At 73.1% G+C, this 24,912-nt stretch carries 24 protein-coding genes; 12 read left to right on the forward strand and 12 right to left on the reverse strand.

Annotated elements, in window-relative coordinates; all coding sequences use genetic code 11:
- Nucleotides 1–26 precede the first annotated feature (26 nt).
- The gene (locus tag VGN18_RS05190) at nt 27–1,478 is read right to left on the reverse strand and encodes a potassium/proton antiporter (protein WP_327538585.1); all 1,452 of its coding nucleotides are present in this window, start codon (nt 1,476–1,478) and stop codon (nt 27–29) included.
- A 268-nt stretch (nt 1,479–1,746) separates the two neighbouring features.
- Between VGN18_RS05190 and VGN18_RS05195 the strand changes: the two genes are divergently transcribed.
- Entirely contained in the window at nt 1,747–1,893 is a 147-nt protein-coding gene (locus VGN18_RS05195; protein ID WP_327538586.1) for a hypothetical protein, read from the forward strand.
- On the opposite strand, the gene meaB is transcribed toward VGN18_RS05195, so the two are convergent.
- The 4 genes from meaB to VGN18_RS05215 form a co-directional block, all read right to left on the reverse strand.
- Nucleotides 1,890–2,870 (reverse strand): methylmalonyl Co-A mutase-associated GTPase MeaB, encoded by a 981-nt coding sequence (gene meaB / locus VGN18_RS05200; RefSeq protein ID WP_327538587.1) that lies wholly within the window; start codon nt 2,868–2,870, stop codon nt 1,890–1,892. The two genes, VGN18_RS05195 and meaB, sit on opposite strands and share 4 nt — an antisense overlap.
- Nucleotides 2,870–5,029: a methylmalonyl-CoA mutase gene (gene scpA, locus VGN18_RS05205; RefSeq protein ID WP_327538588.1), complete on the reverse strand. Its 2,160-nt coding sequence runs from the start codon at nt 5,027–5,029 to the stop codon at nt 2,870–2,872. The genes meaB and scpA overlap by 1 nt, the downstream gene beginning before the upstream one ends.
- Nucleotides 5,029–6,858, reverse strand: a complete 1,830-nt coding sequence (locus tag VGN18_RS05210) for a methylmalonyl-CoA mutase family protein (protein ID WP_327538589.1) — start codon at nt 6,856–6,858, stop codon at nt 5,029–5,031. The genes scpA and VGN18_RS05210 overlap by 1 nt, the downstream gene beginning before the upstream one ends.
- Before the next feature lie 267 nt (nt 6,859–7,125).
- Nucleotides 7,126–7,830 carry a response regulator transcription factor gene (locus VGN18_RS05215; protein WP_327538590.1) on the reverse strand — a complete coding sequence of 235 codons (705 nt, stop codon included), beginning with the start codon at nt 7,828–7,830 and terminating at the stop codon, nt 7,126–7,128.
- Nucleotides 7,831–8,084: 254 nt separating this feature from the next.
- Between VGN18_RS05215 and VGN18_RS05220 the strand changes: the two genes are divergently transcribed.
- From VGN18_RS05220 to VGN18_RS05245, 6 genes are all read left to right on the forward strand, one after another.
- A complete protein-coding gene (locus VGN18_RS05220; protein ID WP_327538591.1) occupies nt 8,085–8,474 on the forward strand; it encodes an ATP-binding protein in 390 nt (129 codons plus the stop codon).
- Between the two features lie 39 nt (nt 8,475–8,513).
- Entirely contained in the window at nt 8,514–8,858 is a 345-nt protein-coding gene (locus tag VGN18_RS05225) for a hypothetical protein (RefSeq protein WP_327538592.1), read from the forward strand.
- 85 nt (nt 8,859–8,943) lie between these two features.
- The gene (locus tag VGN18_RS05230; protein ID WP_327538593.1) at nt 8,944–9,360 is read left to right on the forward strand and encodes a hypothetical protein; all 417 of its coding nucleotides are present in this window, start codon (nt 8,944–8,946) and stop codon (nt 9,358–9,360) included.
- A gap of 109 nt (nt 9,361–9,469) precedes the next feature.
- Nucleotides 9,470–10,267: a purine-nucleoside phosphorylase gene (locus tag VGN18_RS05235; protein WP_327538594.1), complete on the forward strand. Its 798-nt coding sequence runs from the start codon at nt 9,470–9,472 to the stop codon at nt 10,265–10,267.
- Between the two features lie 14 nt (nt 10,268–10,281).
- Nucleotides 10,282–11,124 (forward strand): NAD(P)-dependent oxidoreductase, encoded by an 843-nt coding sequence (locus VGN18_RS05240; protein WP_327538595.1) that lies wholly within the window; start codon nt 10,282–10,284, stop codon nt 11,122–11,124.
- Nucleotides 11,121–12,713, forward strand: coding sequence for a phospho-sugar mutase (locus VGN18_RS05245; protein ID WP_327538596.1), 1,593 nt, complete (start codon nt 11,121–11,123; stop codon nt 12,711–12,713). Before VGN18_RS05240 ends, VGN18_RS05245 begins: the two co-directional genes overlap by 4 nt.
- On the opposite strand, the gene VGN18_RS05250 is transcribed toward VGN18_RS05245, so the two are convergent.
- The 3 genes from VGN18_RS05250 to VGN18_RS05260 are packed head-to-tail and all read right to left on the reverse strand — an operon-like array spanning nt 12,703 to nt 14,888.
- Nucleotides 12,703–13,776, reverse strand: coding sequence for a L,D-transpeptidase (locus tag VGN18_RS05250; protein WP_327538597.1), 1,074 nt, complete (start codon nt 13,774–13,776; stop codon nt 12,703–12,705). The two genes, VGN18_RS05245 and VGN18_RS05250, sit on opposite strands and share 11 nt — an antisense overlap.
- Nucleotides 13,773–14,342 carry a SigE family RNA polymerase sigma factor gene (locus VGN18_RS05255; protein WP_327538598.1) on the reverse strand — a complete coding sequence of 190 codons (570 nt, stop codon included), beginning with the start codon at nt 14,340–14,342 and terminating at the stop codon, nt 13,773–13,775. Before VGN18_RS05255 ends, VGN18_RS05250 begins: the two co-directional genes overlap by 4 nt.
- Nucleotides 14,343–14,399: 57 nt before the next feature.
- Nucleotides 14,400–14,888, reverse strand: coding sequence for a hypothetical protein (locus VGN18_RS05260; RefSeq protein WP_327538599.1), 489 nt, complete (start codon nt 14,886–14,888; stop codon nt 14,400–14,402).
- A gap of 287 nt (nt 14,889–15,175) precedes the next feature.
- Here VGN18_RS05260 and VGN18_RS05265 point away from each other — a divergent pair, with 287 nt between their 5' ends.
- Nucleotides 15,176–15,667, forward strand: a complete 492-nt coding sequence (locus tag VGN18_RS05265; protein ID WP_327538600.1) for a DUF427 domain-containing protein — start codon at nt 15,176–15,178, stop codon at nt 15,665–15,667.
- A gap of 83 nt (nt 15,668–15,750) precedes the next feature.
- Here VGN18_RS05265 and upp read toward each other — a convergent pair whose 3' ends face one another.
- Complete coding sequence (gene upp, locus VGN18_RS05270) at nt 15,751–16,374, reverse strand: uracil phosphoribosyltransferase (protein WP_327538601.1); 624 nt, start codon at nt 16,372–16,374, stop codon at nt 15,751–15,753.
- A gap of 48 nt (nt 16,375–16,422) precedes the next feature.
- Here upp and deoC point away from each other — a divergent pair, with 48 nt between their 5' ends.
- The 3 genes from deoC to VGN18_RS05285 are packed head-to-tail and all read left to right on the forward strand — an operon-like array spanning nt 16,423 to nt 19,674.
- Nucleotides 16,423–17,373, forward strand: a complete 951-nt coding sequence (deoC, locus tag VGN18_RS05275) for a deoxyribose-phosphate aldolase (protein ID WP_327538602.1) — start codon at nt 16,423–16,425, stop codon at nt 17,371–17,373.
- Nucleotides 17,373–18,800: an aldehyde dehydrogenase family protein gene (locus tag VGN18_RS05280; RefSeq protein ID WP_327538603.1), complete on the forward strand. Its 1,428-nt coding sequence runs from the start codon at nt 17,373–17,375 to the stop codon at nt 18,798–18,800. Before deoC ends, VGN18_RS05280 begins: the two co-directional genes overlap by 1 nt.
- On the forward strand, nt 18,793–19,674 hold the full coding sequence (locus VGN18_RS05285; RefSeq protein ID WP_327538604.1) for an aldehyde dehydrogenase family protein: 882 nt from the start codon (nt 18,793–18,795) through the stop codon (nt 19,672–19,674). The genes VGN18_RS05280 and VGN18_RS05285 overlap by 8 nt, the downstream gene beginning before the upstream one ends.
- 21 nt (nt 19,675–19,695) lie before the next feature.
- Here the strand turns inward: VGN18_RS05285 and VGN18_RS05290 are convergent, their stop codons facing one another.
- Together VGN18_RS05290 and VGN18_RS05295 are read right to left on the reverse strand one after the other, a co-directional pair.
- Nucleotides 19,696–20,148, reverse strand: coding sequence for a helix-turn-helix transcriptional regulator (locus VGN18_RS05290; RefSeq protein WP_327538605.1), 453 nt, complete (start codon nt 20,146–20,148; stop codon nt 19,696–19,698).
- Nucleotides 20,149–20,485: 337 nt separating this feature from the next.
- Nucleotides 20,486–22,072, reverse strand: a complete 1,587-nt coding sequence (locus VGN18_RS05295) for a S53 family peptidase (protein ID WP_327538606.1) — start codon at nt 22,070–22,072, stop codon at nt 20,486–20,488.
- A 65-nt stretch (nt 22,073–22,137) separates the two neighbouring features.
- On the opposite strand from VGN18_RS05295, the gene VGN18_RS05300 reads away from it, so the two are divergent.
- Complete coding sequence (locus VGN18_RS05300; RefSeq protein WP_327538607.1) at nt 22,138–23,178, forward strand: hypothetical protein; 1,041 nt, start codon at nt 22,138–22,140, stop codon at nt 23,176–23,178.
- Here the strand turns inward: VGN18_RS05300 and VGN18_RS05305 are convergent.
- Nucleotides 23,150–24,883, reverse strand: coding sequence for a glycerol-3-phosphate dehydrogenase/oxidase (locus VGN18_RS05305; protein WP_327538608.1), 1,734 nt, complete (start codon nt 24,881–24,883; stop codon nt 23,150–23,152). The genes VGN18_RS05300 and VGN18_RS05305 overlap by 29 nt on opposite strands.
- Between the last annotated feature and the right edge of the window lie 29 nt (nt 24,884–24,912).

Below are 24,912 nucleotides of genomic sequence, written 5' to 3' on the forward strand. Positions count from 1 at the left end.
CTGTCAGAGCCTAGGGTGTGCGGCCCTCACGCGGTGAAGACGCGGTCCGGACGCTCGTCGTCCTCGGCCAGGGCGAGTACCTCGTCCCCGGCTTCCAGGCGGGTGTCGCCCCGCACCTGGACGAGCCGGCCGGCCCGGCTGACCATGCTCACCCAGAAGTTCTCGCCGACGTCGAGGTCGCTGATCGTGCAGCCGTCGGCGGGCGATCCGGGGGCGACGACGTAGCGGTGCAGCCCCTCGGGCTCGTCGCGGAAGCGCATGCCGAGGGCCCAGGGCTCGGGCTCGACGATGCGCATCGGCACCTTCAGCAGCCGGGCGACGGTGGGCACCAGACCGCCCTGCAGCACGACCGACACGAGCACCACGACGAAGATGACGTCGTAGATCTCGGCCGCGTGCTTCGTGCCCTCGGCGAGGACGTAGGTGCCGAGCAGGATCGGCACGGCGCCCTTCAATCCGGCGAACAGGACGAACGACCGCTCGTTGCGGGCGAGCCGGACCGGCAGCAGCACCGCGCCCACGAGCAGCGGGCGGACGACCACGATGAGCAGCCCGGCGAGACCGAGTCCCGTCCAGAGATGGCCGTCGTGCAACACCGACGACAGGTCGACCGAGAGCCCGAGCACCACGAACGCGACGATCTCGGCGATGCTGGCGAGGGCGCCGGCGAAGCGCTCGATCTCGCGCTTGTAGGGGGCCCGGCTGTCGCCGACGAGGATGCCGGCCACGAACACGGCGAGGTAGCCCGAGCCCTCGGCCGCCGTCGCGACGCCGTAGAGCAGCAGCGCGAACGCGACCGTCTGCACCGGGTAGAGCGCCTCGCTGGGCAGCGGCAGGCGGCGCATGAGCTGCAGCAGGACCCAGCCCCCGCCGACGCCGACCGCCCCGCCGACGACGAGTTGGAGGGCGAAGTGCCCGACGCCGCTGCCGACCGCGCTCCAACCGCCACCGGTGGCGCCGAGCAGGCTGACCATGAGCGCGATGCCCACCGGGTCGTTCGCGCCGGACTCGCCTTCGAGCAGGGTGCCGGAGCGACCGGAGATCTCGCGCCGGCCGAGCACCGAGAAAACGACGGCCGGGTCGGTGGGCGCGAGCGCGGCGCCGATCAGCAGCCCGGTGCGCCAGTCGAAGCCGAACAGGTAGTGCGCCCCGAGCGCGAGGGCCCCGGCGGTGACGACCGTGCCGGCCACGCCGAGCCAGACCACGGCGCCGGCGGCCGGGCGCATGCGGCTCCAACCGATGTGCATGCCGCCGTCGAACAGGATCACCACCAGTGCGATCGTGACGATGCGCTGATCGGTGACCACGGACAGGTCGCCGAGACGGGGGACGAGGTCGGACGCGGCGGCGGCGACGATCAGGAAGATCGCGGCGGCCGGGATGCGGATGCGTTCGGCGAGGCGGTTCGAGCCGACGGCGACGAGCAGGGCGGCGGCGACCGTCAGCGTGACGACGGCGAAGGGCACGAGGTCGTGCACGCGGTCTCCTTCCGGGCAGGTCCGATCGATCGCCGACCAGGCTTCCCGGCACCCCGTATCAGCCTAGCCGTCGGCCCTGATCGAGCCGCAATCCCTTGTGCCGCAGGCGATTCGCTGATCACTAAACCGGATGTGAGAGTCGGAACAGCGCCCACGACCGTCCGATTTGCGAGGTGTTCCGACCGTACAGTCGAAGACGTCCGACCGTGCCCGCGGCGGCTGCGCACAACCCCGGCGCAGCGCCATCCAGCCCGAAAGAGGTTGACCGATGCGGAACATCCCGTCCTTTGCCGTCAACCGGACGCCGGCCCAGCTCGTCTCCCTGCTGGCCAGCTTCGCCGTCGCCGCCACCGTGGTGCGCTTCGGCGTGGCCAACATCCAGAAGCGGCGCGCCCGCGAGCGCTCGGGTCTCTAGCCCTCCGCGTCGAGGGCGGCGAGGATCTGCGTCGCCGCCTGGTCCGGCGTGAGGTGCTCGGCCCGGACCGCCTCCTCGGCCGTGCGGACGACGTCGCGCACGGGCGGCCGGTTCAGCCGGGCCAGCAGCCGGTCGCGCACCATCGCGCGGGTCCACTCCACCATCTGGTCGCGGCGCTTGCGCTCGAGGCCACCGTGCGACTCGAGCCAGTCGCGGTGCCGGACGACGTGCTTCCACACCCGGTCCAGGTTGATGTTGTGCAGCCCGGAGCAGGTGACGACCGGGGTCTGCCAGTCGCGGTCGCTGCCGCGCAGCAGCCGCAGCGCACCGGACAGCTCGCGGGCCGCCCTCTCCGAACCGTCCTCGTGGTGCTCGTCGGCCTTGTTGACCGCGATGACGTCGGCGAGCTCGAGGATGCCGCGCTTCATGCCCTGCAACTGGTCGCCGGTCCGGGCGAGGGTGAGGAACAGGAAGGTGTCGACCATGCCGGCGACGACGTACTCCGACTGCCCGACCCCGACCGTCTCGACCAGCACGACGTCGTAGCCGGCGGCCTCCATCACCAGCATCGTCTCGCGGGTGGCCTGGGCGACCCCGCCGAGCGTGCCGGCTGAGGGCGACGGCCGCACGAAAGCGTTCTCGTCCGCCGACAGCCGGGTCATGCGGGTCTTGTCGCCGAGGATCGAGCCGCCGGTGCGCCCGGACGACGGGTCGACCGCCAGCACGGCGACGCGGCGGCCCTCGGCGATGAGGTTCACGCCCAGCTGATCGATGAAGGTCGACTTGCCGACGCCGGGCACGCCGCTGATGCCGATGCGCTCGGCGTTGCCGGTGTCGGGCAGCAGCGACGCCAGCAGCTCCTGCGCCTGCGCGCGGTGGTCGTCGCGGCGCGACTCGACGAGCGTGATCGCCCGGGCGATCGACGCCCGCCGGCCGGCGCGGACGCCGTCGGCGAGCTCGTCGACCGAGGCCGCCATCAAACCGCGTGCAGCCGCTCGGTGAGCTTCGCCAGCATCTCGATCGCGGACCCGGCGATGACCGTGCCGGGCGGGAAGATCGCAACCGCGCCGGCCTCGCGCAGCGCAGCGAAGTCCTGCGGGGGGATGACGCCTCCGACCACGATCATGATGTCCGACCGCCCCTGCGTCGCGAGCTCGTCGCGCAGCTCGGGCACCAGCGTCAGGTGCCCGGCGGCGAGCGAGTTGACGCCGACGATGTGGACGTCGGCCTCGACGGCCTGGCGGGCCACCTCGGCCGGGGTCTGGAACAGCGGGCCCACGTCGACGTCGAAGCCGAGGTCGGCGAACGCGGTGGCGAGCACCTTCTGCCCGCGGTCGTGGCCGTCCTGGCCCATCTTCGCCATCAGGATGCGCGGGCGGCGGCCCTGCGCCTCCTCGAACTCGTCGCTGGCGGCGCGGGCCTGCTCGATGAGGTCCACGCCCGCCCCTGCCTCCTCGCGATAGACCCCGGAGATCGTCCGGATGGTCGCCGAGTGCCGACCGTAGACCTTCTCGAGGGCGTCGGAGATCTCGCCGACCGTCGCCATCTTGCGGGCCGCGTCGATGGCGAGCTCGAGCAGGTTGCCGTCGGCCTTCGAGTCAGCCGCCTTGGTCAGCGCGTCGAGGGCGGCCTCGGTCGCCGCGGAGTCGCGCTCGGCCCGCAGCCGCTCGAGCTTCTCGGCCTGCTCGCGGCGCACGCCGGCGTTGTCGACCTTGAGCACGTCGAGCAGGTCCTCCTCGGCCAGCCGGTACTTGTTGACGCCGATGACCGGCTGGCGGCCGGAGTCGATGCGGGCCTGGGTGCGGGCCGCGGCCTCCTCGATGCGCAGCTTGGGCAGCCCGGCGTCGATGGCCTTGGCCATGCCGCCGGCCTCCTCCACCTCGGTGATGTGGGCCCAGGCGCGGCGGGCGAGGTCGTAGGTCAGCTTCTCGACGTAGGCCGAACCGCCCCACGGGTCGATGACGCGGGTAGTGCCCGATTCCTGCTGCAGCACGAGCTGGGTGTTGCGGGCGATGCGGGCCGAGAAGTCCGACGGCAGCGCGAGGGCCTCGTCGAGCGCGTTGGTGTGCAGCGATTGCGTGTGCCCCTGGGTCGCGGCCATCGCCTCGACGCAGGTGCGGATGACGTTGTTGTAGACGTCCTGCGCGGTCAGCGACCAGCCGCTGGTCTGGCAGTGGGTGCGCAGCGACAGCGACTTGTCGCTCTTGGGGTCGAACTGCTTCACCAGCTTGGCCCAGAGCAACCGGCCGGCCCGCAGCTTCGCGACCTCCATGAAGAAATTCATGCCGATGGCCCAGAAGAACGACAGCCGCGGCGCGAAGCGGTCGATGTCGAGACCCGCATCGAGGCCGGCCCGGATGTACTCGACACCGTCGGCCAGCGTGTACGCGAGCTCGAGGTCGGCCGTCGCCCCGGCCTCCTGGATGTGGTACCCGGAGATCGAGATGGAGTTGAACTTCGGCATCTGCTGCGAGGTGAACTCGAAGATGTCGCTGATGATCCGCATCGACGGCTGGGGCGGGTAGATGTAGGTGTTGCGGACCATGAACTCCTTGAGGATGTCGTTCTGGATCGTCCCCGTGAGTTGCTCCGGCCTCACCCCCTGCTCCTCGGCCGCGACGACGTAGAGCGCGAGGACGGGCAGCACCGCGCCGTTCATGGTCATCGACACCGACATCTTGTCGAGCGGGATGCCGTCGAACAGCTGGCGCATGTCGTAGATCGAGTCGATCGCCACGCCGGCCATGCCGACGTCGCCGGTGACGCGCGGGTTGTCGCTGTCGTAACCGCGGTGCGTCGGCAGGTCGAACGCGATCGACAGGCCCTTCTGCCCCATGGCCAGGTTCCGCCGGTAGAAGGCGTTCGACTCGGCAGCGGTGGAGAAGCCGGCGTACTGCCGGATCGTCCACGGCTGGTTGACGTACATCGTGGGGTAGGGGCCACGCAGGAACGGGGCCATGCCGGGGAACGTAGCGAGGAAGTCGGGACCGTTCTCGAGGTCGGCGGCGATGTAGAGCGGCGGGATGTCGATGCCCTCGGGCGTCGGCCAGGCCGCGACGTCGGACGTGTCGCCCGCTGCTGCGGTCGCGGAGGCCGCGCCGAGTGTCGCCTCGGAGAAGTCGGGGATGCCCGCCATCACTTCACTCCCAGAGTCTCGAAGACCGAGCGCAGCACCGCGAGCGCGTCGCACCCGGCGTAGAGCGTGCCGTCGACGCCCTCGACCTCGGCCTTCCCGGCCAGCCAGATCGTGGTTGCGCCGGCGTCGCGCAGCGCCTTCGCCGCCGGCGCGGCGGCATCGGCGTAGACGCTGTCCGACGAGCAGAGGCAGGCCACGGTCGTGCCCGACTTCTCGAACGCGGCGAGGAGCTCGTCGAGCTCGCCGCTGCCGGTGACGCAGTCGAGCCCGCCGGCCTGGAACAGGTTGGCCGCGAAGCCGGTGCGGGCGCTGTGCGCGGCGAGCGGACCCAGCCCGGCGAGGAACACCTTGGGTCGTTCGGGGGCGGCGTCGGCGCGGTCACGCAGCGCCTCGAAGTCCTGCGCGTACCGCAGCGGCGGCAACATACCTTCAGGTATGGGAGGCAACGGTTCGCGCTCGACCGGCAATTCGTCGACGAAGGCGAACTCGGTGACCCCGGTGATCGGCGACCGCCGGTGCGCGATGTCGTCAAGACGCTTGTCGTTCGTTGCGGCGATGAGGGCGGCGACGGTGCCGTCGTCGAGGGCCGCGAGCGCGCCGCCGCTCTTCTCGATCGAGGTGAAGACGTCCCACGCGGCGACGGCCAGCTGGTCGGTGAGCGACTCGACGAACCACGAGCCGCCGGCCGCGTCGACGACCCGGGCCAGGGAAGACTCGTCGTGCAGCACCGCATGGGTGTTGCGGGCGATGCGCCGGGCGAAGTCGTCGGAGCGGCCGATGGCCGAGTCGAACGGCAGCACGGTGATCGCCTCGGCCCCGCCGATCGCGCCGGCGAAACAGCCGATCGTGGTGCGGAGCAGGTTGGCCCACGGATCGCGTCGGGTCATCATGGCCGCGGAGGTGACGGCGTGCTGGCGCTGGCCGCGGCGGTCGTCGGAGGCACCGGAGAGCTCGGCGACGCGGTCCCACACCCGCCGCGCCGCTCGCAGCTTGGCGATGGACGGGAACTGCTCGGCGGTGACGGCGTAGCGGAAGTCGAGGGAGTCCAGCGCGTCGTCGACCGGCAGCCCGGCGTCGACCAGCGCCCGCAGGTAGGCGACGCCGACGGCCAGGCTCAGGCCGAGCTCCTGGGCGTCGCTGGCACCGGCGTCGTGGAAGACGGTGGCGTCGACGGTCGCGACCCTCAGTTTCGGCGCCCGTGTGCTCTGCGCACTCAGAGTGGGCAGGAGGCCGAGGTCGGCCTCGGCTCCGGTGCGAGCGCGGGTGCCGATCGGGTCGGCCCCGAGGTTGCCGGAGAGCTCGGCCGGGTCGACCCCGCGCTGCTCGCTCAGAGTGAGCAGAGCCTGCGCTGCTCGCTCGGTGTGCGCGCCGGCGTCGAGCACGATCGGGGCGAGGTCGAGGTAGACGCCCTGCAGCGCCGCGTCGAGGTCGTCCACGGCCAGGCCGCCGTCGCCGACCACGAGCCAGAGCGATGTCGCGCCCCGTTCGAGGTCGGCCAGCACCGCGGCGTTCGTGCGCGCGGGGTCGGGGTCGGCGTGCCGGGTGCGGACGTCCCAGCCGGTCGCCGCCCCGCCGTCCTCCGTCGCGCCCCGCACGAACGGGGCGTGCCCGGGGCGGCCGTCGGCGCTCACGCCGTGCGCGTCGTCCGCGGTGTAGAGCGGCTTGATGGTGATGCCGTCGTAGGTGGTGTACGACAGGGCGTCCTCGGGATCGACGCCGTCGCCCGCGCCGGACTTGGCGAGCACGGCGGACACCAGGGCCCGCCAGTCGTCGCGGCTCGGGGTCGGGAAGTCGGCGGCGAGCGCAAGCGACTCCGGCTCGTTCGGCATGCCTCGGATCGTAGGTCTCAGCGCCCGCGCAGGCGTCCTCGAGGTGGTCGATCTCTCGTGGGTGGGGGCGGGGCCGAGGTCGCGGCGCCCTCGTCGGCGGGGGTGACGAGGGCGCCGCGGGCCGGCGGGCATCGACGAGGTTCCAGGTCGTCGATCGAGCCGGGTCGGGCACCTTGCGCGAACAGAAGTTACGCACGCGCGGGCGGGCGGGCCACTGCAGTACGCCGAACCTTTGCGCAAGATCCGCGCAAGGCCCGACCGGGGGGCTCACACCCGCGCAGGGGTGACCATCCGGTAGCCGACGCCCCGCACGGTCTTGATGTAGCGCGGGTGGCTCGAGTCGTCCCCGAGCTTGCGGCGCAGGTTCCCGACGTGCACCTCGACGAGGTGCGTGTCCCCGCTCCAGTTGGACCCCCATACCGACCGCAGCAGCGCATCGCGGGCCCAGGCCCGGTTCGGGTGCGCGAGCAGGGTGGCGAGCAGGTCGAACTCGGTGCGGGTGAGCTCGACCTCCTCGTCGCCGCGTCGCGCCGTCCGGGCCTCGAGATCGACCTCCAGGTCGTCGTGGCACAGGACCGTTCCCCGCACCGGCGCCCCCACGACGCCGGGACGGCGCGGGCGGCGCAGCATCGCGTTGACCCGGGCCCGGAACTCGCGCGGGTTGACCGGCGTGGCCATGAAGTCGTCGGCCCCGGCCTCGAGGCCCACGACGCGGCCGATCTCGTCGAGCCGGGCCGACAGGACGACCACATAGGCGTCGGTGAGGGCGCGCACCTGCCGGCACACCTCGATGCCGTCAGGATCGGACAGGCTGAGGTCGACGGTCACGAGGTCGGGGTCGGCCGTGCGGACTGCCGCCAGCCCGCCCCGACCGTCGCCGGCCTCGATGACGACGAAGCCGCACTCCCCGAGGAGGTCGACCAGCGGCCGGCGGCGTTGCGGATCCGGCTCGATCACCACGGCCGGCCGCATGTCGGACACTCTACGTAATCGTCCCGGTTACTCCACGTACCAAAAGACCCGGGCCGGCAGGTCGCTCGGCCCGGTCGGGCGCGGTCGAGCGCCTCCTCGGGCGCCGCGGACGGTCCAGTCCGATGCGCGCGCCCGGCACGACAGCGACCTCGCTGCTCTACTCTGGCACCGGGCCAGTGGTCTCGGCGCTCGGCGACGACGTACTGCCCGGCCCGGCGCACGTGCCGGCAGGTCCCTCGCTGGGAAGGCAGGTTGTGCCCGCACACGTCGCGCACGAGTTCGCCGGTGATGCGCAGTCACCGGCCGCCGCGCGCGGCTTCGCGAAATCCGCCCTTGCCGAGCTGCTCTCCGAGCCGGTCCCGCCGACCCTGCGCGACGACGTCGAACTCGTGGTGAGCGAACTCGTCACGAACGCGGTGCGCGCCGGCAGCCCGACCGTCACCGTCCAGGTCTCCATCGAGGACGCGGCGATCCTCCTGCGCGTCGCGGACGAGGCCCGGGGTTGGCCCGAGGAGCGGCACGCCGGCATCCACGACACGAGCGGACGCGGCCTCCCCCTCGTCAGCGCGTTGAGCTCGTCGTGGGGCGTGCGGATCGTCGAGCACGGGAAGGTCGTCTGGGCCACGCTGGCCCTGCCCGCCTGATTCCCGGAACGGCGGGCGCCGCCCGTCCGTTGGACGATCATGCAGGCGCACGCCGGACACCCGCGACGCGCCCGAACCTGCGCCGCCGCGCTCCTCGCCTGCCTGCTCACGCTCTCCCTCGTGCCGGTCGGCGCGCAGGCGAGCAGCCGCCCCCACGCCCACCAGCACGTCGCCCGCATCGCGGTCGTGCTGCCGACGCTCGTCGCCGACCCGGGCCACCTCGCCCTCCACGGCGCCGTCCACAGCGCCGTGCTGCCGGGCCTTTCGGTCGCCGCGACGGCCGTCGCGGCGTGGCCGGTCACAGCTGATTCCTCCCCGACTGCGAAACACCGCACAGCGCAGACACCGCCGGTTCGAGGGCCACCGGCGCAGGGTTCCGCGTAGGGGCTCCCCTCTCCCGTCTCCTCGACGGTCGGACCGGAGCCGCCGCGCGGCCCGAGTCCGTCCCGAATCCAGCCGAGGAGTCTCGATGTCCCGATCCACCCTGGTTCCACCGTCCCGCCGCGCGATCGACCCCATCCGTCCGTCCCTCACCGAGGCCCAGGTGACGATGCTGCGGCACATGCTCGAACAGCAGCGCGCGTTCCGGCTCGAGCAGCTGGCCGAGTTGCACCGGCCGGGCGTGCCCGGCCTGCTCGGCAGCACCGACGACGAGGTGTTCACCTCGCTCTCGACCGGCGCCCGCGCGGCGCTGCGCGACGTGCAGCACGCCCTGTGGCGCATGGACGAGGGCGGGTACGGGCTGTGCACCGCCTGCGCCGCCCCGCTGCGGCTCGAGGTGCTCGAGGTGCTGCCGCAGGCGGCCCTGTGCCTGCCGTGCCAGCGCGCCACCACCGACCAGCGCGCGAGCGTGCCCGGCAACCGTGGGGGCGGGCCGGGCGCGTAGCGCGTACCGAATACGGTCACGCCCGCCGTCCCGCTCCGGGGACAGGACAGTCGGACGAGACGGTCCGGGCCCGGCTGGGGGTCGACCCGGGCCGGTAGGGTCGGCGGGCGTGACCGGACCAAACCCCACCGCTGACGCCACCGCCGCCGCAGCCGCTCTCGCCGAACGGAGCGGCGTCGACCGTCACGACATCGCCATCGTGCTCGGCTCGGGCTGGGTGCCGGCCATCGACGTGCTCGGCACCGCCGTCGCCGATCTCCCGGTCACCGACCTGCCCGGCTTCCTGCCGCCGGCGGTCGAGGGTCACGCCGGACGCATCCGCTCGCTCGAGGTGAGCGGCCGCCGGGTGCTCGCGTTCCTCGGCCGCACCCACCTGTACGAGGGCCGGGGCGTCGAGCCGGTCGTGCACGGCGTGCGCGTCGCCGCCGCGGCCGGCTGCAAGGTCGTCGTCCTCACCAACGCCTGCGGCGGGCTGCGCCCGGGACTGTCGGTCGGCGACCCGGTGCTGATCAGCGATCACCTCAACCTCACCTGGCGTTCGCCGCTCGTGGGCCCTCGCTTCGTCGATCTCAGCGACGTGTACTCGGCCCGGCTGCGGGCCCTCGTGCGCGAGATCGATCCGTCGATCGCCGAGGGCGTCTACGCGCAGTTCCCCGGCCCCCAGTACGAGACGCCGGCCGAGGTGCGCATGGCCGGGGTGCTCGGCGCGCACCTCGTCGGCATGTCCACCGTGCTCGAGGCGATCGCCGCGCACGCCGAGGGCTGCGAGGTGCTGGGGCTCTCGCTCGTCACCAACCTCGCCGCCGGCCTCGGCGACGCGCTCGACCACGAGGAGGTGCTGGCCGTCGGCAAGGCGGCGGCCACCCGGATGGGCGAGCTGCTCGGCCAGGTCATCCCACGGATATGAGCGCTGAGCGACGCGTGCGGAGCGAACCACCGGCCCGGCTCGGCTCGGGTGGCCGTATCGGGCGAAGCGAGAGCGGGCCAGTCCTGTTGACCGGTGCGGCCGGGCGCATCGGCACGTCGATGCGCGAGCGGCTGCCCGACTACGGGTGGGACGTGCGGGCCTTCGACCGGGTCGCCGTCCCGGGCGGCGTCGTCGGCGACATCACCTCACCCGCCGATCTGGACGCGGCGCTGGACGGTGTCTCGGCCGTCGTGCACCTGGCCGGGCAGCCCACCGAGGCGCCCTGGCCGACGATCCGCGACGCGAACGTCGACGGTCTGGTGCAGCTGTTCGAGGCCGCCCGCCGCGCCGGCGTGTCGCGCGTGGTCTGGGCGTCGTCCAACCACGCCACCGGGTTCACGCCGGTCACGCCCGAGCTGCCGGCCGACGCCGCGCCGCGACCGGACACGCTCTACGGCGTCAGCAAGGTCTTCGGCGAGGCGCTCGGGCGCTACTACGCCGACCGGTACGGCATGCGGGTCGCCTGCCTGCGGATCGGCACCTTCGCCGACGAGCCGCGCGATGTGCGCACGCTGTCGACCTGGCTCTCGCCCGACGACTGCGCCCGGTTGATCGACGCTGCGCTGCGCAGCGCCTCGCTCACGTTCTCGATCGTGTGGGGCGTATCGGCGAACACGCGGCGCACCTGGAGTCTCGGCGCCGGCCGCGCGCTCGGCTACGAGCCGCACGACGACGCCGAGGCGTTCGCCGGGTCCCTCGCCGAGCCCGAGCCGGATCCGACCGACGGGCTCGTGGGCGGCGGGTTCACCTCCCCCGGGTTCGGCATCGACGAGGTCTTGTCACGGAGTCACTCATGACGCTGCACGGACAGGTCCGGCGCTGGATCGCCGACGAGGTCGACCCGATCGCGGCGGCCGAACTCGAGGCGCTGCTCGACGAGGGCGACGACGTGGAGCTGGCCGACCGGTTCGCCGGCCCGCTGACCTTCGGCACGGCCGGGCTGCGCGGGCCGTTGCGGGCCGGGCCGAACGGCATGAACCGCGCCGTGGTGCGCCGGGCCGCCGCCGGCCTGGCCGCGTGGCTGCTCGAGCACGGTCACGCGGGGCGTGCGGTGGTCGTCGGCTTCGACGCCCGGCACGGCTCGACCGACTTCGCCCGCGACTCGGCCGCCATCTTCGCCGCGGCCGGGTTCGACGCCCGCCGGATGCCCCGCGTGCTGCCGACCCCGGTCCTCGCCTTCGCGGTGCAGCACCTCGGCGCCGCGGCCGGCGTGATGGTCACGGCCTCGCACAACCCGCCGCAGGACAACGGCTACAAGGTCTACGCCGACGATGGAGCCCAGATCGTGCCGCCGACCGACGTCGAGATCGAGCACGCGATCCGGGCCGTGCCGTCGACCCGCGACATCGCCCTCGACGAGTCGGGCGTGCGGGTGCTCGGCGACGAGCTCGTGACCGCGTACGTCGAGGCGGTCACCGCGCTCGTCGGCGACGGTCCGCGCGAGCTCCGCATCGTCCACACCGCGATGCACGGGGTGGGCACCGAGACCGTCCTGGCCGTGCTCGGCCGGGCCGGGTTCAGCGACGTGATCCCGGTGCCGCAGCAGGAGCAGCCCGACCCGGACTTCCCGACCGTCTCCTTCCCCAACCCCGAGGAGCCGGGCGCGCTCGATCTCGCGTTCGCGCTGGCGCGCGAGCGCCACGCCGACATCGTCATCGCCAACGACCCCGACGCCGACCGGTGCGCCGTGGCCGTCCCGCTCGGCGACGGCGGGTGGCGGATGCTGCGCGGCGACGAGGTCGGCGTGCTGCTCGGCGACGCCCTGTTGCGCGAGGGCGTGCGCGGCACCTACGCCACGACCATCGTGTCCTCGTCGATGCTCGGCGCGCTCGCCGCGAGCCACGGCGTCGGCTACGCCGAGACGCTCACCGGGTTCAAGTGGATCTCGCGGGCCGCGCCCGATCTCGTCTTCGGCTACGAGGAGGCGCTGGGCTACGCGGTGGCGCCCGACCTCGTGCGGGACAAGGACGGCGTGAGCGCGGCCCTGCGCATCGCCCACCTGGCCGCCGGGCTGAAGGCCGCCGGGTCGTCGCTGCTGCACCGCCTCGACGAGCTGGCCGCCGAGCACGGTCGCTACGCCACCGAACAGGTGTCGGTGCGGGTCGACGACCTGTCGATCATCGCCGCCACGATGCAGCGCCTGCGCGAGTCGCCGCCGACCGAGCTGCTCGGCCGGCCGGTCACCGCCGAGGACCTGCTGCCGGCCACCGACGGGCTGCGCTGGCGGGTCGACGGCGGCCGGGTCGTCGTCCGCCCGTCCGGCACCGAGCCGAAGCTGAAGGCCTACCTCGAGGTCGTCGAGCCGTCCGGCTCGGCCGAGCGGGCGGCCGCGACGATCGCCGCCCTGCGGGCCGAGGTCGAGCCCCTGGTCGGCGTCAGGACGTAGGGACGAGCCCGCCGGTCCGCCACGCCGCCCACGGCACGTTCCAGTCGCCGTAGCCCTGGCCGGCGGTCGTCATCGGGCCCTGACAGTTGCGGTAGTCGAGCACGTCGCCGACCGCGAGCAATCGGTAGAGCTGCTGCGCATCGGCCGGTCGGAGGTCCGTGCTGCCGCTCGAGATGTTCATCTGCCCGATGGCCCACACGCTCCAGGGCGAGCTGACCAGGTACTCGCCGGCGGCCGTCAGTCGCTGCGTGTACCGAACGTTGCACACGTGGTAGTTGGGCCCCGTGAGGCACACGTGGTCGGCCTTCGCCATGACCACCTTGACGCCCTGGGTCGTCGGCGTCCGGTCGGCACCGAGCGACACCGGGAAGATGCCGATCCGGCGACCGTCCTCGGCCAGGGTCAGCCGATGCGTGTCACCGTCGACGACCGCGACCCGGGCCGCCGCCGTGCGGAACGCGACCTGCACGTCGTCGGCGAAGGCGAGCCCGCGACCGGCGGAGAGCCCGGCGGCGGCGACCTCGACCCGGATGCTCGCGTGCGCCGGCCAGTAGCTCTGTGGGCGCAGGTGCGCGGTCATCGCCGCCGCCGGGCCGGTCCGCTCGAAGTACCAGGCCGCCGGCAGAGGCCGCCCGTCGACGGTCACCCGGGTTGCCGCCTGCCACGCCCGGCCGTCGGTGATCGGCCGCGACAGCGCGACGACCACCGGCAGCCCGACACCGACCGCCGACGTCGGGCGCAGCGTGACCGTCGTGCGCACCGCCGCCGCTCCGGCGGGCGCCTGATAGGCCGACAGGGGTGAGTGGGTCGGCGACGGCGCGACCCCGGCGACGGGTTGCCGGCCGCCGCCCGACAGCTCTGCCCCGATGCCGACGGCCGCGACGACGGCGGCCGCGGCCACGACCGGCGCCCACCAGCGGCGCCGCCAGGAGTTCGTCGGGTGCAGCTCACCGTGGCCGGTCGCGAAGCGGGGCGGCGGCGGGGTGGCGTGGTCGCCGACCACGGTCCGCGCCTGCTGGTCGAAGGCGTCGCCGAGCAGGCGACCGAGCTCGTCGTCGTTCATCGCTGTTCCCCGAGCACGCGCTGCAGGGTCGCCAGGCCGCGGCTCGCCGCCGACTTGACCGAGCCCGGGGCGATGCCCAGCGTCTGGGCGATCTCCTTCTCCGACAGCCCCGACCAGAAGCGCAGCGTCAGCACCTCGCGCTGGTGACGGGGCAGGGCACGGACGGCGGCGAGGACGGCCCGGTGCTCGTCGCGCAGCAGCACGTCGTGGTCGGCGCCGGCGGTGCCTTCGGGTTCGGCGACCTTGAGGTGCTTGCGGGCGACGACGCGGCGTCGGATGACCGAGCGGGACAGGTTCACGACCGAGGTGCGCAGGTAGCCGAGCGCGGCGTCCGGGTCGCGCAGGTTCGTCTGGTTGCGGTGCAGCGCCACGAAGGCGTCCTGGACGACGTCCTCGGCGCTGGTCGCATCGTCGACCAGCAGGACGGCGAAGCGGACGAGATAGCGCCAGTGCGCGTCGTAGAGCGCGGGCAGGTCGATACGTCCGACCGGCCGATCGGACGCGGGTTGCGCGTCGACCAGCCGCTGCGACTGCTCGTCGGCCTCCACCAGGGTCAAGGTTGCCACACCGGATGGTCGCCCGGCCGGGCGTCGAGGTTGCCTCACCTGTGGGACTGGTGGGCGTCAGCCGCGCCACATGGCGCTGACGCGGGCGCGCTGCAGCGTCGTGGCCGACGGGGTGCCGTATTGGACGACGACGGTCGCGGCCCGGGCGTCGACCACGGCGGCGTAGACCCCGCCGGTGCAGCGGAAGCTCAGGGCGACGTCGTCGACGAACGGCACGGTGCCGGTCGAGGCGGTGCAGCGCCGGCCGTCGGCGAGCTGCAGGGCCCACGGCCGGGTGCGGTCACCCAGCGGCGGCGCGGTCGGCAGCTTCGCGGTGAGGGTGACGACGACGGCCGGCGACCAGGGATCGGTGACGCAGGCGACGGTGGCGGGGGCCTGGGTCGACGGGTCGGCGAAGCACGGGTCGAGCAGGTCGTTGCCGGCGAGGCAGCGGTAGGCGTGCGCGACCGGGTCGGCCGCGCTCGCGGTGAAGCAGGAGCCGCGGGCCAGGCGGCCGGTCGCGACGCGCAGGTGGCCGGCCGGGTCGAACGGGGTGAATGCCCGCACCGTGGTCGCCGGCGTCGCGATCGCGGTTGGTGTGGGGAGAGCGGCGGCCCCGCTGGCGGCGGTTCCCCCAGAACGCGCAGCCGTCGCGGAGCGGCTCGCGCAGGACGCTGTCACCAGGGCCGGCAGCAGCACGCAGATCGCGAGCAGTCGCGAGCGGAGAATCCGCGACGGCAGATTCCCTCGGCCCGACCGCTCCCCCACATCCACTAAGACGCGATGGTGCGCCGAAACGTTGCCCGCCGATCACAGCGCCGCGTAACGATGTGGTCACAGGCCACAATGAGGTCATGAACCGACCGCGCCGTAACCGTGAGGAGCCCGGGCCGGGCCAGGAATCGGTGTGGGACTACCCCCGTCCGCCCGCCTGCGTGCCGTCCGAACGGCACGTCGTGGTGCGGGTCGGTGACACCGTCGTCGCCGACACGAGAGCCGCGTTCCGCGTGCTCGAGACGTCGCACCCGCCGACCTGGTACATCCCGCGGGGCGATGTCGTCGAGGCGGCGATCGCGCCCTCGCGGACCCGCTCCACCTGGTGCGAGTGGAAGGGCGCCGCGACCTACTGGGACGTGCTCGGCATCGAGGGCGCGGCGTGGTCCTACGAGCGGCCGACACCGGGCTTCACCGCCATCGCCGGCCACCTGACCTTCTACCCCTCCCGCTTCGCCTGCTACGTCGACGACGAGCGGGTCCGACCCCAGGAGGGCGGCTTCTACGGCGGCTGGATCACCTCCGACGTCGTCGGCCCGTTCAAGGGCGGCGAGGGGACCTGGGGGTGGTGAGGCCCGCCGGCCCGGTCGCAGCCCTGCTGGTGCTGCTCGGCGTGCCGCGGGGGTCAGCCGGGTACCGCTACATGTACTGCTGACTACCGCGGTCCGAACTGCCGGTCACCGGCGTCGCCCAGGCCGGGGACGATGTAGGCGTTCTCGTTGAGCTTCTCGTCGATGCTGGCGGTATAGACGTGCACCGGCAGCCCGCTGTCCTCGAGCGCGGCGAGACCCTCGGGCGCGGTGAGGGCGCAGATGACGGTGAGGTCGGTGGCGCCGCGCTCGGCCAGCAGCCGCAAGCAGTGCAGCAGCGAGCCCCCGGTCGCGAGCATCGGGTCGAGCACGATCACCGGACGTCCGGCCAGCGACTCGGGCAGCGAGGCCATGTAGGCGTGCGGCTCGTGGGTGCGCTCGTCGCGGGCGAGGCCGACGAAGCCCATCTGCGATTCGGGCAGCAGGTTGAACGCGGCCTCGGCCATGCCCAGCCCGGCGCGCAGCACCGGCACCAGCAGCGGCGGGTTCGCGATCGCGACACCGGTCGTGGGGGCCACCGGAGTGGTGATCGGGGCGTCGGCCCGCTCGAGTTCGCGGGTGGCCTCGTAAACCAGCAGGGTGGCGAGTTCGCGCAGCGCGGCCCGGAATTCGGCGTTGCTGCTGCGCTCGTCCCGCATCACGGTCAGTCGGGCCTGCACGATCGGGTGATCCACAACGGTCGTCTGCACAAGCATGACTGTAGGACGAGGCCCCGGACCGTCCCTAGACTGGGACGAGTGACGACGCTGGCACGGGACGACCTGACGAGCGTGGCGCGCGACGATGCGACGCTGCGCCGCTTCCTGCACGGGCTGCCCGGGGTCGACCAGGTCGGCGCCGAGGGACGTGCCGCCTCGCTGGCCACCCGGAGCATCAAGACCACGGCCAAGGCGTGGGCGATCGACACCGCGATCAGCATGGTCGACCTCACGACGCTGGAAGGCGCCGACACCCACGGCAAGGTCCGCTCGCTCTGCGCCAAGGCGGCCCGCCCCGACCCGTCCGACCCGACGGCGCCCGCCGCCGCGGCGGTCTGCGTGTACCCCGACCTCGTGGCCACCGCGGTCGACGCGCTGCGCGGCACGGACGTGCAGATCGCGTCGGTCGCCACCGCGTTCCCGTCCGGCCGCGCGTCGCTGGCCACCAAACTGCACGACGTGCGCGAGGCGGTGGCCGCGGGCGCGACCGAGATAGACATGGTGATCGACCGCGGCGCGTTCCTGTCCGGGCGCTACCTGCAGGTCTTCGAAGAGATCGTGGCCACCAAGGCGGCCTGCGGTCCCGCGCACCTGAAGGTCATCCTCGAGACCGGTGAGCTGGCCACGCTCGACAACGCCCGCCGCGCCTCGTGGCTCGCGCTGATCGCCGGCGGCGACTTCATCAAGACCTCGACCGGCAAGGTGTCGCCGGCGGCCACGCCGCCGGTGGCGCTCGTGATGCTCGAGGCCGTCCGCGACTTCCGGGCGATCACCGGGCAGCTGCGGGGCGTGAAGCTGGCCGGCGGCATCCGCACCTCGAAGGAAGCGGTGCGCTACCTCGTGATGGTCAACGAGGTCGTCGGGGACGAGTGGCTCCACCCGGCGCTGTTGCGCTTCGGCGCGTCCAGCCTGCTCAACGACCTGCTGCAGCAGCGGCACAAGATGACGACCGGTCACTACGACGGTCCCGACTACGTGACGGTGGACTGATGTTCGAGTACGCCCCGGCGCCCGAGTCGCGCGACATCGCGCGCCTCAAGCCGAGCTACCAGATCTTCGTCGACGGCCGGTTCCGCGACGGCGCGGGCGAGGCGATCAAGACGATCAACCCGGCCGACGAGGAGCCGCTGGCCGAGGTCGCCGAGGCCGGCCCGTCCGACGTCGACCTCGCCGTCAAGGCCGCCCGCAAGGCCTTCGACGGGCCGTGGGGCCGGATGTCCGGCGCCGAGCGGGGCAAGTACCTGTTCCGCATCGCCCGGGCGATCCAGGAGCGTGGCCGCGAGCTCGCCGTGCTCGAGTCGCTCGACAACGGCAAGCCGATCCGCGAATCGCGCGACGTCGACATCCCGACCGCGGCGGCGCACTTCTTCTACTACGCGGGCTGGGCCGACAAGCTCGGCTACGCCGGCTTCGGGCCGGCGCCGAAGCCGATCGGGGTGGCCGGGCAGGTCATCCCCTGGAACTTCCCGCTGCTGATGGCCGCCTGGAAGATCGCGCCGGCGCTGGCCTGCGGCAACACCGTGGTGCTCAAGCCGGCCGAGACGACACCGCTGTCGGCGCTCGTCCTGGCCGAGATCATCGCCGAGGCCGAGCTGCCGCCGGGCGTGGTCAACATCCTCGCCGGCGGACCGTCGATCGGGCAGGCGATCGTCGAGCACGAGGGCATCGACAAGATCGCCTTCACCGGCTCGACCGACGTCGGCAAGATCATCCAGCGGACGACGGCGGGCTCGGGCAAGCGGCTCACCCTCGAACTCGGCGGCAAGGCGGCCAACATCGTCTTCGACGACGCCCCCCTCGACCAGGCGGTCGAGGGCATCGTCAACGGCATCTTCTTCAACCAGGGCCAGGTGTGCTGCGCCGGCTCGCGGTTGCTGGTGCAGGAATCGGTGGCCGACGAGGTGATCGACTCGCTCAAGCGCCGGCTCGCCACGCTGCGGGTGGGCTCGCCGCTGGACAAGAACACCGACGTCGGTGCGATCAACTCCGCGACGCAGCTGGCCCGCATCCGGGAGCTGACCGACGCCGGAGCGGCCGAGGGCGCGACCCGCTGGTCGCCGCCGTGCGAGCTGCCCGAGCGCGGGTTCTGGTTCGCCCCGACCGTCTTCACCGACGTCTCGCAGGCGCACCGCATCGCCCAGGAGGAGATCTTCGGCCCGGTGCTGTCGGTGCTCACGTTCCGCACGCCCGACGAGGCGGTCGCCAAGGCCAACAACACCCCCTACGGGCTGTCGGCCGGCGTCTGGACGGAGAAGGGCTCGCGCATCCTCTCGATGGCGTCGCGCCTGCGGGCCGGCGTCGTGTGGGCCAACACGTTCAACCGGTTCGACCCGACCGCCCCGTTCGGCGGTTACCAGGAATCAGGCTTCGGCCGCGAGGGCGGCCGACACGGATTGGCGGCCTACCTCGATGTCTGATCGTTCTGTCCCGACGGCTGACCGGATCGATGTACGCAAGACCTACAAGCTCTACATCGGCGGCGCGTTCCCCCGCTCGGAGTCGGGTCGCTCCTACCCCGTCCAGGACGCGAAGGGCCGCCTGCTGGCGCACGCCGCCCAGGCCTCCCGCAAGGACGCCCGCGACGCCGTGACCGCGGCCCGCTCGGCGTTCGGCAAGTGGTCGGGCGCGACCGCCTACAACCGGGGCCAGGTGCTCTACCGGGTGGCCGAGCTCCTCGAGGGGCGCCGCGAGCAGTTCGGAGCCGAGGTCGCCGCCGCCGAGGGCCTGACCTCCGAGCGCGCGCTGGCCCAGGTCGATGCCGCGATCGATCGCTGGGTGCACTACGCCGGCTGGACCGACAAGTACGCCCAGATCGCGGGCTCGACCAACCCGGTCGCCGGTCCGTACTTCACCTTCTCGCTGCCCGAGCCGACCGGCGTCGTCGCTGTGCTCGCGCCGCAGGACTCCTCGCTGCTCGGACTCGTCTCGGTGCTCGCTCCGGTGCTGGCGACCGGGAACACCGCGGTCGTCGTGGCCGCGCAGGACCGCCCGCTGCCGGCGGTCTCGTTGACCGAGGTGCTGGCGACCTCCGACGTGCCCGGCGGCGTCGTCAACCTGCTCACCGGATTCACCGACGAGCTCGCGCCCTGGCTGGCCTCGCACCGTGACGTCAACGCGATCGACCTGACCGGCGCCGCCGCCGAGGCGCGGGCCGATCTGCAGGCCGAGGCGGCCGACAACGTCAAGCGTGTCTACCTCCCCCGCGACACCGACTGGACCGCGGAGCCCGGCCTGTCGCGCCTCAACGCCTTCGTCGAGACCAAGACCGTCTGGCACCCCATCGGCGTCTGAACCGGCGGGGTCTGAACCGCGTCACGTCGCGTCGTCCCAGACCCTGATCGAGGAGTAGTCGTACGGGGCCTCGCCATAGTGCAGCGGTTCGTAGCGACGCCAGTAGCAGTGATCCGGCACGGCCCCATCGGTCGGCCACCAGGCGATGCGGTACCACCCCCACCACTGGGGGCCGGAGGCGTGCGCCAGCGGCGTGGGCGCGGTGCGCAGATGCGGCGGGAGTCGTCGCCGCGCCCGATCGACGAGTCGATCCATCCGGTCGTCGAGCATGAGCAACCGGTTCCACTGGTCGCACACCACGAGGTCGTAACCGGTGGCTCGCAGAAGCCCCACGACCGTGCTCAGCCTCGGGTCGCTGGCGCCCGACTCGATCCGCGCGACGGTCGAATTGGGCAGCCCGGCGAGGTCGGCGAACTCGCGCTGGTTGAGCCGCCGGCTGCGCCGAACAGCCCGCAGCGTCCTCGCGATGTCCACGCCGGCCAGCCTGCCCGCCCGGTCGGTCCTCTGCCGTGCCTGATCACAACTTGGGGATAACCCCGCCACCGCCCGGGCGACCACCTCCGCCGCCCGCGGTGGCCTGCTGGCGAGTACGCATCACGCGCTCCAGCCGGGCCGATCCTCGCGTTGCCTCCACGCCAGCAGGCCACCACGGCCGAGACGGAACCCCGATGCGCGCACGCCAGCAGGCCACCACGGCCGAGGCCGGCACCCCGATGCGCGCACGCCAGCAGGCCCCCACGGCCGAGGCCGGACCCCCGTTGCGTGTACGCCAGCAGACCTCCACGGCTGCGCGGAGCAGCCACCGACAGTCTCAGCCAGTTGCCGCGGCGGGCGGCGGCGCAGTGTTGGGGGCAGCAGACCGGAGGGCGGCGAGGAGGGCCTGGCCGTCGGGGACGCCGACGCCGGTACAGGGGTCCCAGCCCGGAGCGGCCGAGTAGGCGCCGTTGCCGCCCTGGGTGATGTCGCGAAAACCGGCGGGTGAGGTGCCCGGTGCGGCGGCGGCGTAGATCGCGGGCTGGAGCAGGCCGAGCGGACGGCCGAGGGACTGCGCGAGACGGCAGACCAGACCGGCCCAGAGCGGCGAGACGGCGCTGGTGCCGCCGATCACGGTCGCCTGGCCGTCGACCAGCACCTGGTAGCCGGTCTGCGGGTCGGCGTCGCCGGCGACATCGGGCACGCCGCGTCCGGAGCCGCCGCCGGCTCGGGCCGGCACGCCGGCGCCGGCCTGCCACGCGGGCACCGGGAAGGTGTCGCTGACGCCGCCGCCGGTCGCGCCGCCGCCGGGGCCGTCGTTCCAGACCGACTCGCTCGTCACCGCGCCGCCCGAGCCGACCTGCAGCGACGTGCCGCCGCAGGCGAGCGCGTGCGGGCTGGAGGCGGGGAAGTCGACATGGGCGCCGGGGGTCGAGCTGGTGGAGTCGGACGAGCCGCTGTCGCCCGCGGCGGCCGTGACGGTGACACCGAGCAGCACCGCGTCGGCCATCGCGTTGTCCATGGCGGTGCGCGACTGCGCGCTCCACTGATCCTCGCTCTGGCCCCAGCTGATGCTCATCGCGGTGGGCGCCAGAGCGGCGTGCGCGGCCTGGGTGATCGCGTCGACGAAGCCGGCGTCGGTGTTGGGCGCGAAGTAGACGAGCTGCTTCGCGGCCGGTGCGACGGCGCCGGCGACCTCGATGTCGAGCAGCACCTCGCCGTCGGCCCCCTGCGGATCCTGGCCGGCCGCGTTCTGCGCGCCGTCGACGCTCACCGCGGTCACCGACGGCACCGGCAGGCCGAGGCCGCCGAAGTAGGAGGTGAGGTCGCTCGGGCCGAACCCGCCGCCGAGCTCGATGATCGCGATCGTCTGGCCCGCGCCGTCGCCGGCGGGGAAGTTGTATGCGGCCGCCAGCTGGACCGGCGTGAAGCTCGACCCGGGCGCGGCATTGGGGCCCGCGATGCGGAAGCGCCCCTCGGCCTGCGGGCGGTCGTCGAGCCCGAGCACCCCGACCAGGACACCGGCCAGCGCGGGCGGGACGGTGAGCTCGCCGCCGCGGCGGCGGGTGCCGCCGACGCCGGGCGCCGCCTGGTGCAGCGACGTGCCGAACAGCTCGCTCAGGCGGCCGACCGGGCCGCGCACCCGGACCAGGCGGGTGGCGAGATCGGCCGAGACGATCTCGGCCCCGGCGGCGGTGACCGCCGCGCGCACGGCGTCGAGGTCGGCCGGGTCGCCGCCGTACCCCTCGGCCAGCTGCGCACGGGTCAGCGGCGGCCCGCCGAACGCCTCGGCCGGCGGCTCGGCCCGGCGGCGGAGCACCAGCGTGATCTCGACCGGCGTGCCCGGGTCGACCGGACCGGTGACCTCGCCGGCCGCGATCTCCGGACGGTTGCTGCCTGGAACGGTGGTGCGCGATTCGCTCATACCGGGCATGGTGCCCGCGCCGTCCGACAATCTCGCATCCGACCGCGCCCGGTAAGTTCTGCGCCATGACGAGTTCGAGCGCGGCCATCGTCCCGATCACCCTGACGGTCAACGACCGCACCGGCCTGACCCTGTGGGCCCCGCCGTGGGAGGACGAGGACGGCGAGGAGTGGCAGGGCTTCCTCGGCGACGGGAAGAAGATCCTGCTCTACCCGAACGTCGCCGACCTCGCGGCGTTCATCGCGTCGGGCGAGGAGAACGACCTCTCCGACCACCCCGGGTGGGGCCAGGTGCTGAAGGCGACGCCGGATCAGCTGCGTCCGGGCGCCGAGGACCAGTACGACCTCGACATGGTCTACGAGTGGGCCAGCGGCGAGCCCGACCCGGTGCACGTCTCGGCCCTGGCCGACGTCGTCGACATGGTCGGCAAGATCGCCGACTGCTGCGACGACGGCGCGCTGCGCCGGCTCGTCGAGGGCACCCCGGCCTACGCCGAGCTCGTCGACGAGGAGAACACCTACCAGGGCAAGGACGGTCGCAAGCGCTGGAACGAGCTCGGCGACACCATCGCCGACTCGTGGGAGCGCGCGATCAAGCGCGTCGACGACTGGCTGGAGTGGGTCGGCGACTTCACCGTCGCCGAGTTCGACGGCGACGACTCGATCTGGCAGCGCGTGGGCGCCGAGCCGATCGAGCTGCGCTTCTCCGACGCCACGCTGCTGACCGTCCGCGGCGATGTCGCCCCCGACGCCGAGGGCGACGACACCGAGACCGTCTTCCTGGGCGAGCCCGACGACAACGTCGTCGTGTTCACCGAGGTCGCCGACCTCGCCCGCTACTGCCGCGACGCCAAGGGCCACCGGCTCGTCAAGCTCGAGTGGTGGAGCGAGCTCAAGGACCTCGACGACGACGCGTTCACCCCCGAGGCGAGCGGACGCTTCGACCTGCGCAAGCCCTCCGAGCGCGGCGCCGACCTCGTCCGCGAGCTCGCGATCTTCTGCGGTCTCGAAGCCGACACCGACGTCCTGGACGGATCGTCGATCGACAAGGACGACTGGAACACCCTCGTCGACGAGGTCAGGACGTGCTTCGACGTCCAGGACTGACGTCGGCCCGCAGGTAGCGCCGCACCTGGGGCGCGGCCGTGCGCACCTGATCGGCCGCCTGATCGTCGAGGCGTGACTGCGAGGCGCGCTCGGCCTCGACGCGGGCGGTGTAGTTCACGATCTCGGACGTGCGCATCGTGTCGTCCCAGCCGAGGAGGTCGGCGACCAGGCCGGCCACCGCGGGCGCGCAGTCGACCCCGCGGTGCGGGTACTCGATCGAGATGCGGGTGCGACGGGTGAGCACGTCCTCGAGGTGCAGGGCGCCCTCGTCGGTGACCGCGTAGCGGATCTCGGCCATCAGGTAGTCCGGCGCCTCGGGCACCGTCTCGAGCAGCGCGGCGTCGGTCAGCCCGGGGCGCAGGACGTCGCGCAGCAGCGATCCGTAGCGGTCCAGCAGGTGCCGGATGCGATGCGGGTGCAGGCCGTACTCGGCAGCGAGCGCCTCGACCTGGTTCTGCATCGCGAAGAAGCCGTCGGCGCCGAGCAGCGGCACCTTGTCGGTGCACGACGGCGCCACCCGCTTGAGCAGCTCGTCGGCACCGGCGTCGACGGCGTCGGCCGCCATCACGCGGTACGTCGTGTACTTGCCGCCGGCGATGGAGATCAGGCCGGGCACCACGCGGGCCACCGCGTGCTCGCGCGAGAGCGCCGACGTCTCCTCCGACTCCCCCGCCAGCAGCGGCCGCAGCCCGGCGTACACGCCGGAGATGTCGGCCGGCGTCAGCGGCGACACCAGCACCTCGTTGACCGTGTCGAGCAGGTAGTCGATGTCGGACTTGGTCGCGGCCGGGTGCGCGAGGTCGAGGTTCCAGTCGGTGTCGGTCGTCCCGATCAGCCAGTGGTTCTTCCACGGGATCACGAACAGCACGGACGTCGGTGTGCGCAGGATCAGCCCGGTGTCGCCGGTGATCCGCTCGCGGGCCACGACGATGTGCACGCCCTTCGAGGCGCGCACGCGGAACCGCCCGCGGCCACCCGACAGCGCCTGGATCTCGTCGGTCCAGACGCCGGTGCAGTTGAGCACCACGCCGGCGGCGACGCTGGTCTCCCGGCCGTCCTCGGCATCGCGCAGCCGCACACCGACGACCCGGTCGGACTCGCGGACGAAGCCGACCGCCTCGGTCGAGGAGCGGACCACGGCACCGTAGCGGGCGGCGGTGCGGGCGACCGTCAGCGTGTGCCGGGCGTCGTCGGCCTGCGCGTCGTAGTAGCGCACGGCGCCGACGAACGCGTCGTCCTTGAGACCGGGGAACATGCGCAGCGCGGCCCGGCGCGACAGGTGCTTCTGGCCGGGGACGCTGCTGTGCCCGCCGATCGTGTCGTAGAGCGCCAGCCCGGCCGCGACGTAGGGACGCTCCCACCCGCGGTGGGTCAGCGGGTACAGGAACGGGACGGGCTTGACCAGGTGCGGGGCGAGCCGCGTGGTCATCAGCTCGCGCTCGCGCAGCGCCTCGCGCACCAGCCCGAACTCGAACTGTTCGAGGTAGCGCAGCCCGCCGTGGAAGAGCTTGGACGAGCGGCTCGACGTGCCCGACGCCCAGTCGCGGGCCTCGATCAGCGCGACGGACAGGCCGCGGGTGGCGGCGTCGAGGGCCGCCCCGGCGCCGGTGACCCCGCCACCGATGACGACTACGTCGAACTCGTCGCTCTCCAGGCGCTGCCACGCGGCCTCGCGGTGACCGGGGTCGAGGCGGGCGAAGTCCACGATCCGACGCTACTGGAACACCGCGCCAC

Origin of the sequence: Jatrophihabitans sp. (assembly GCF_036000465.1) — a bacterium.
Classification (GTDB): Bacteria; Actinomycetota; Actinomycetes; order Mycobacteriales; family Jatrophihabitantaceae; genus Jatrophihabitans.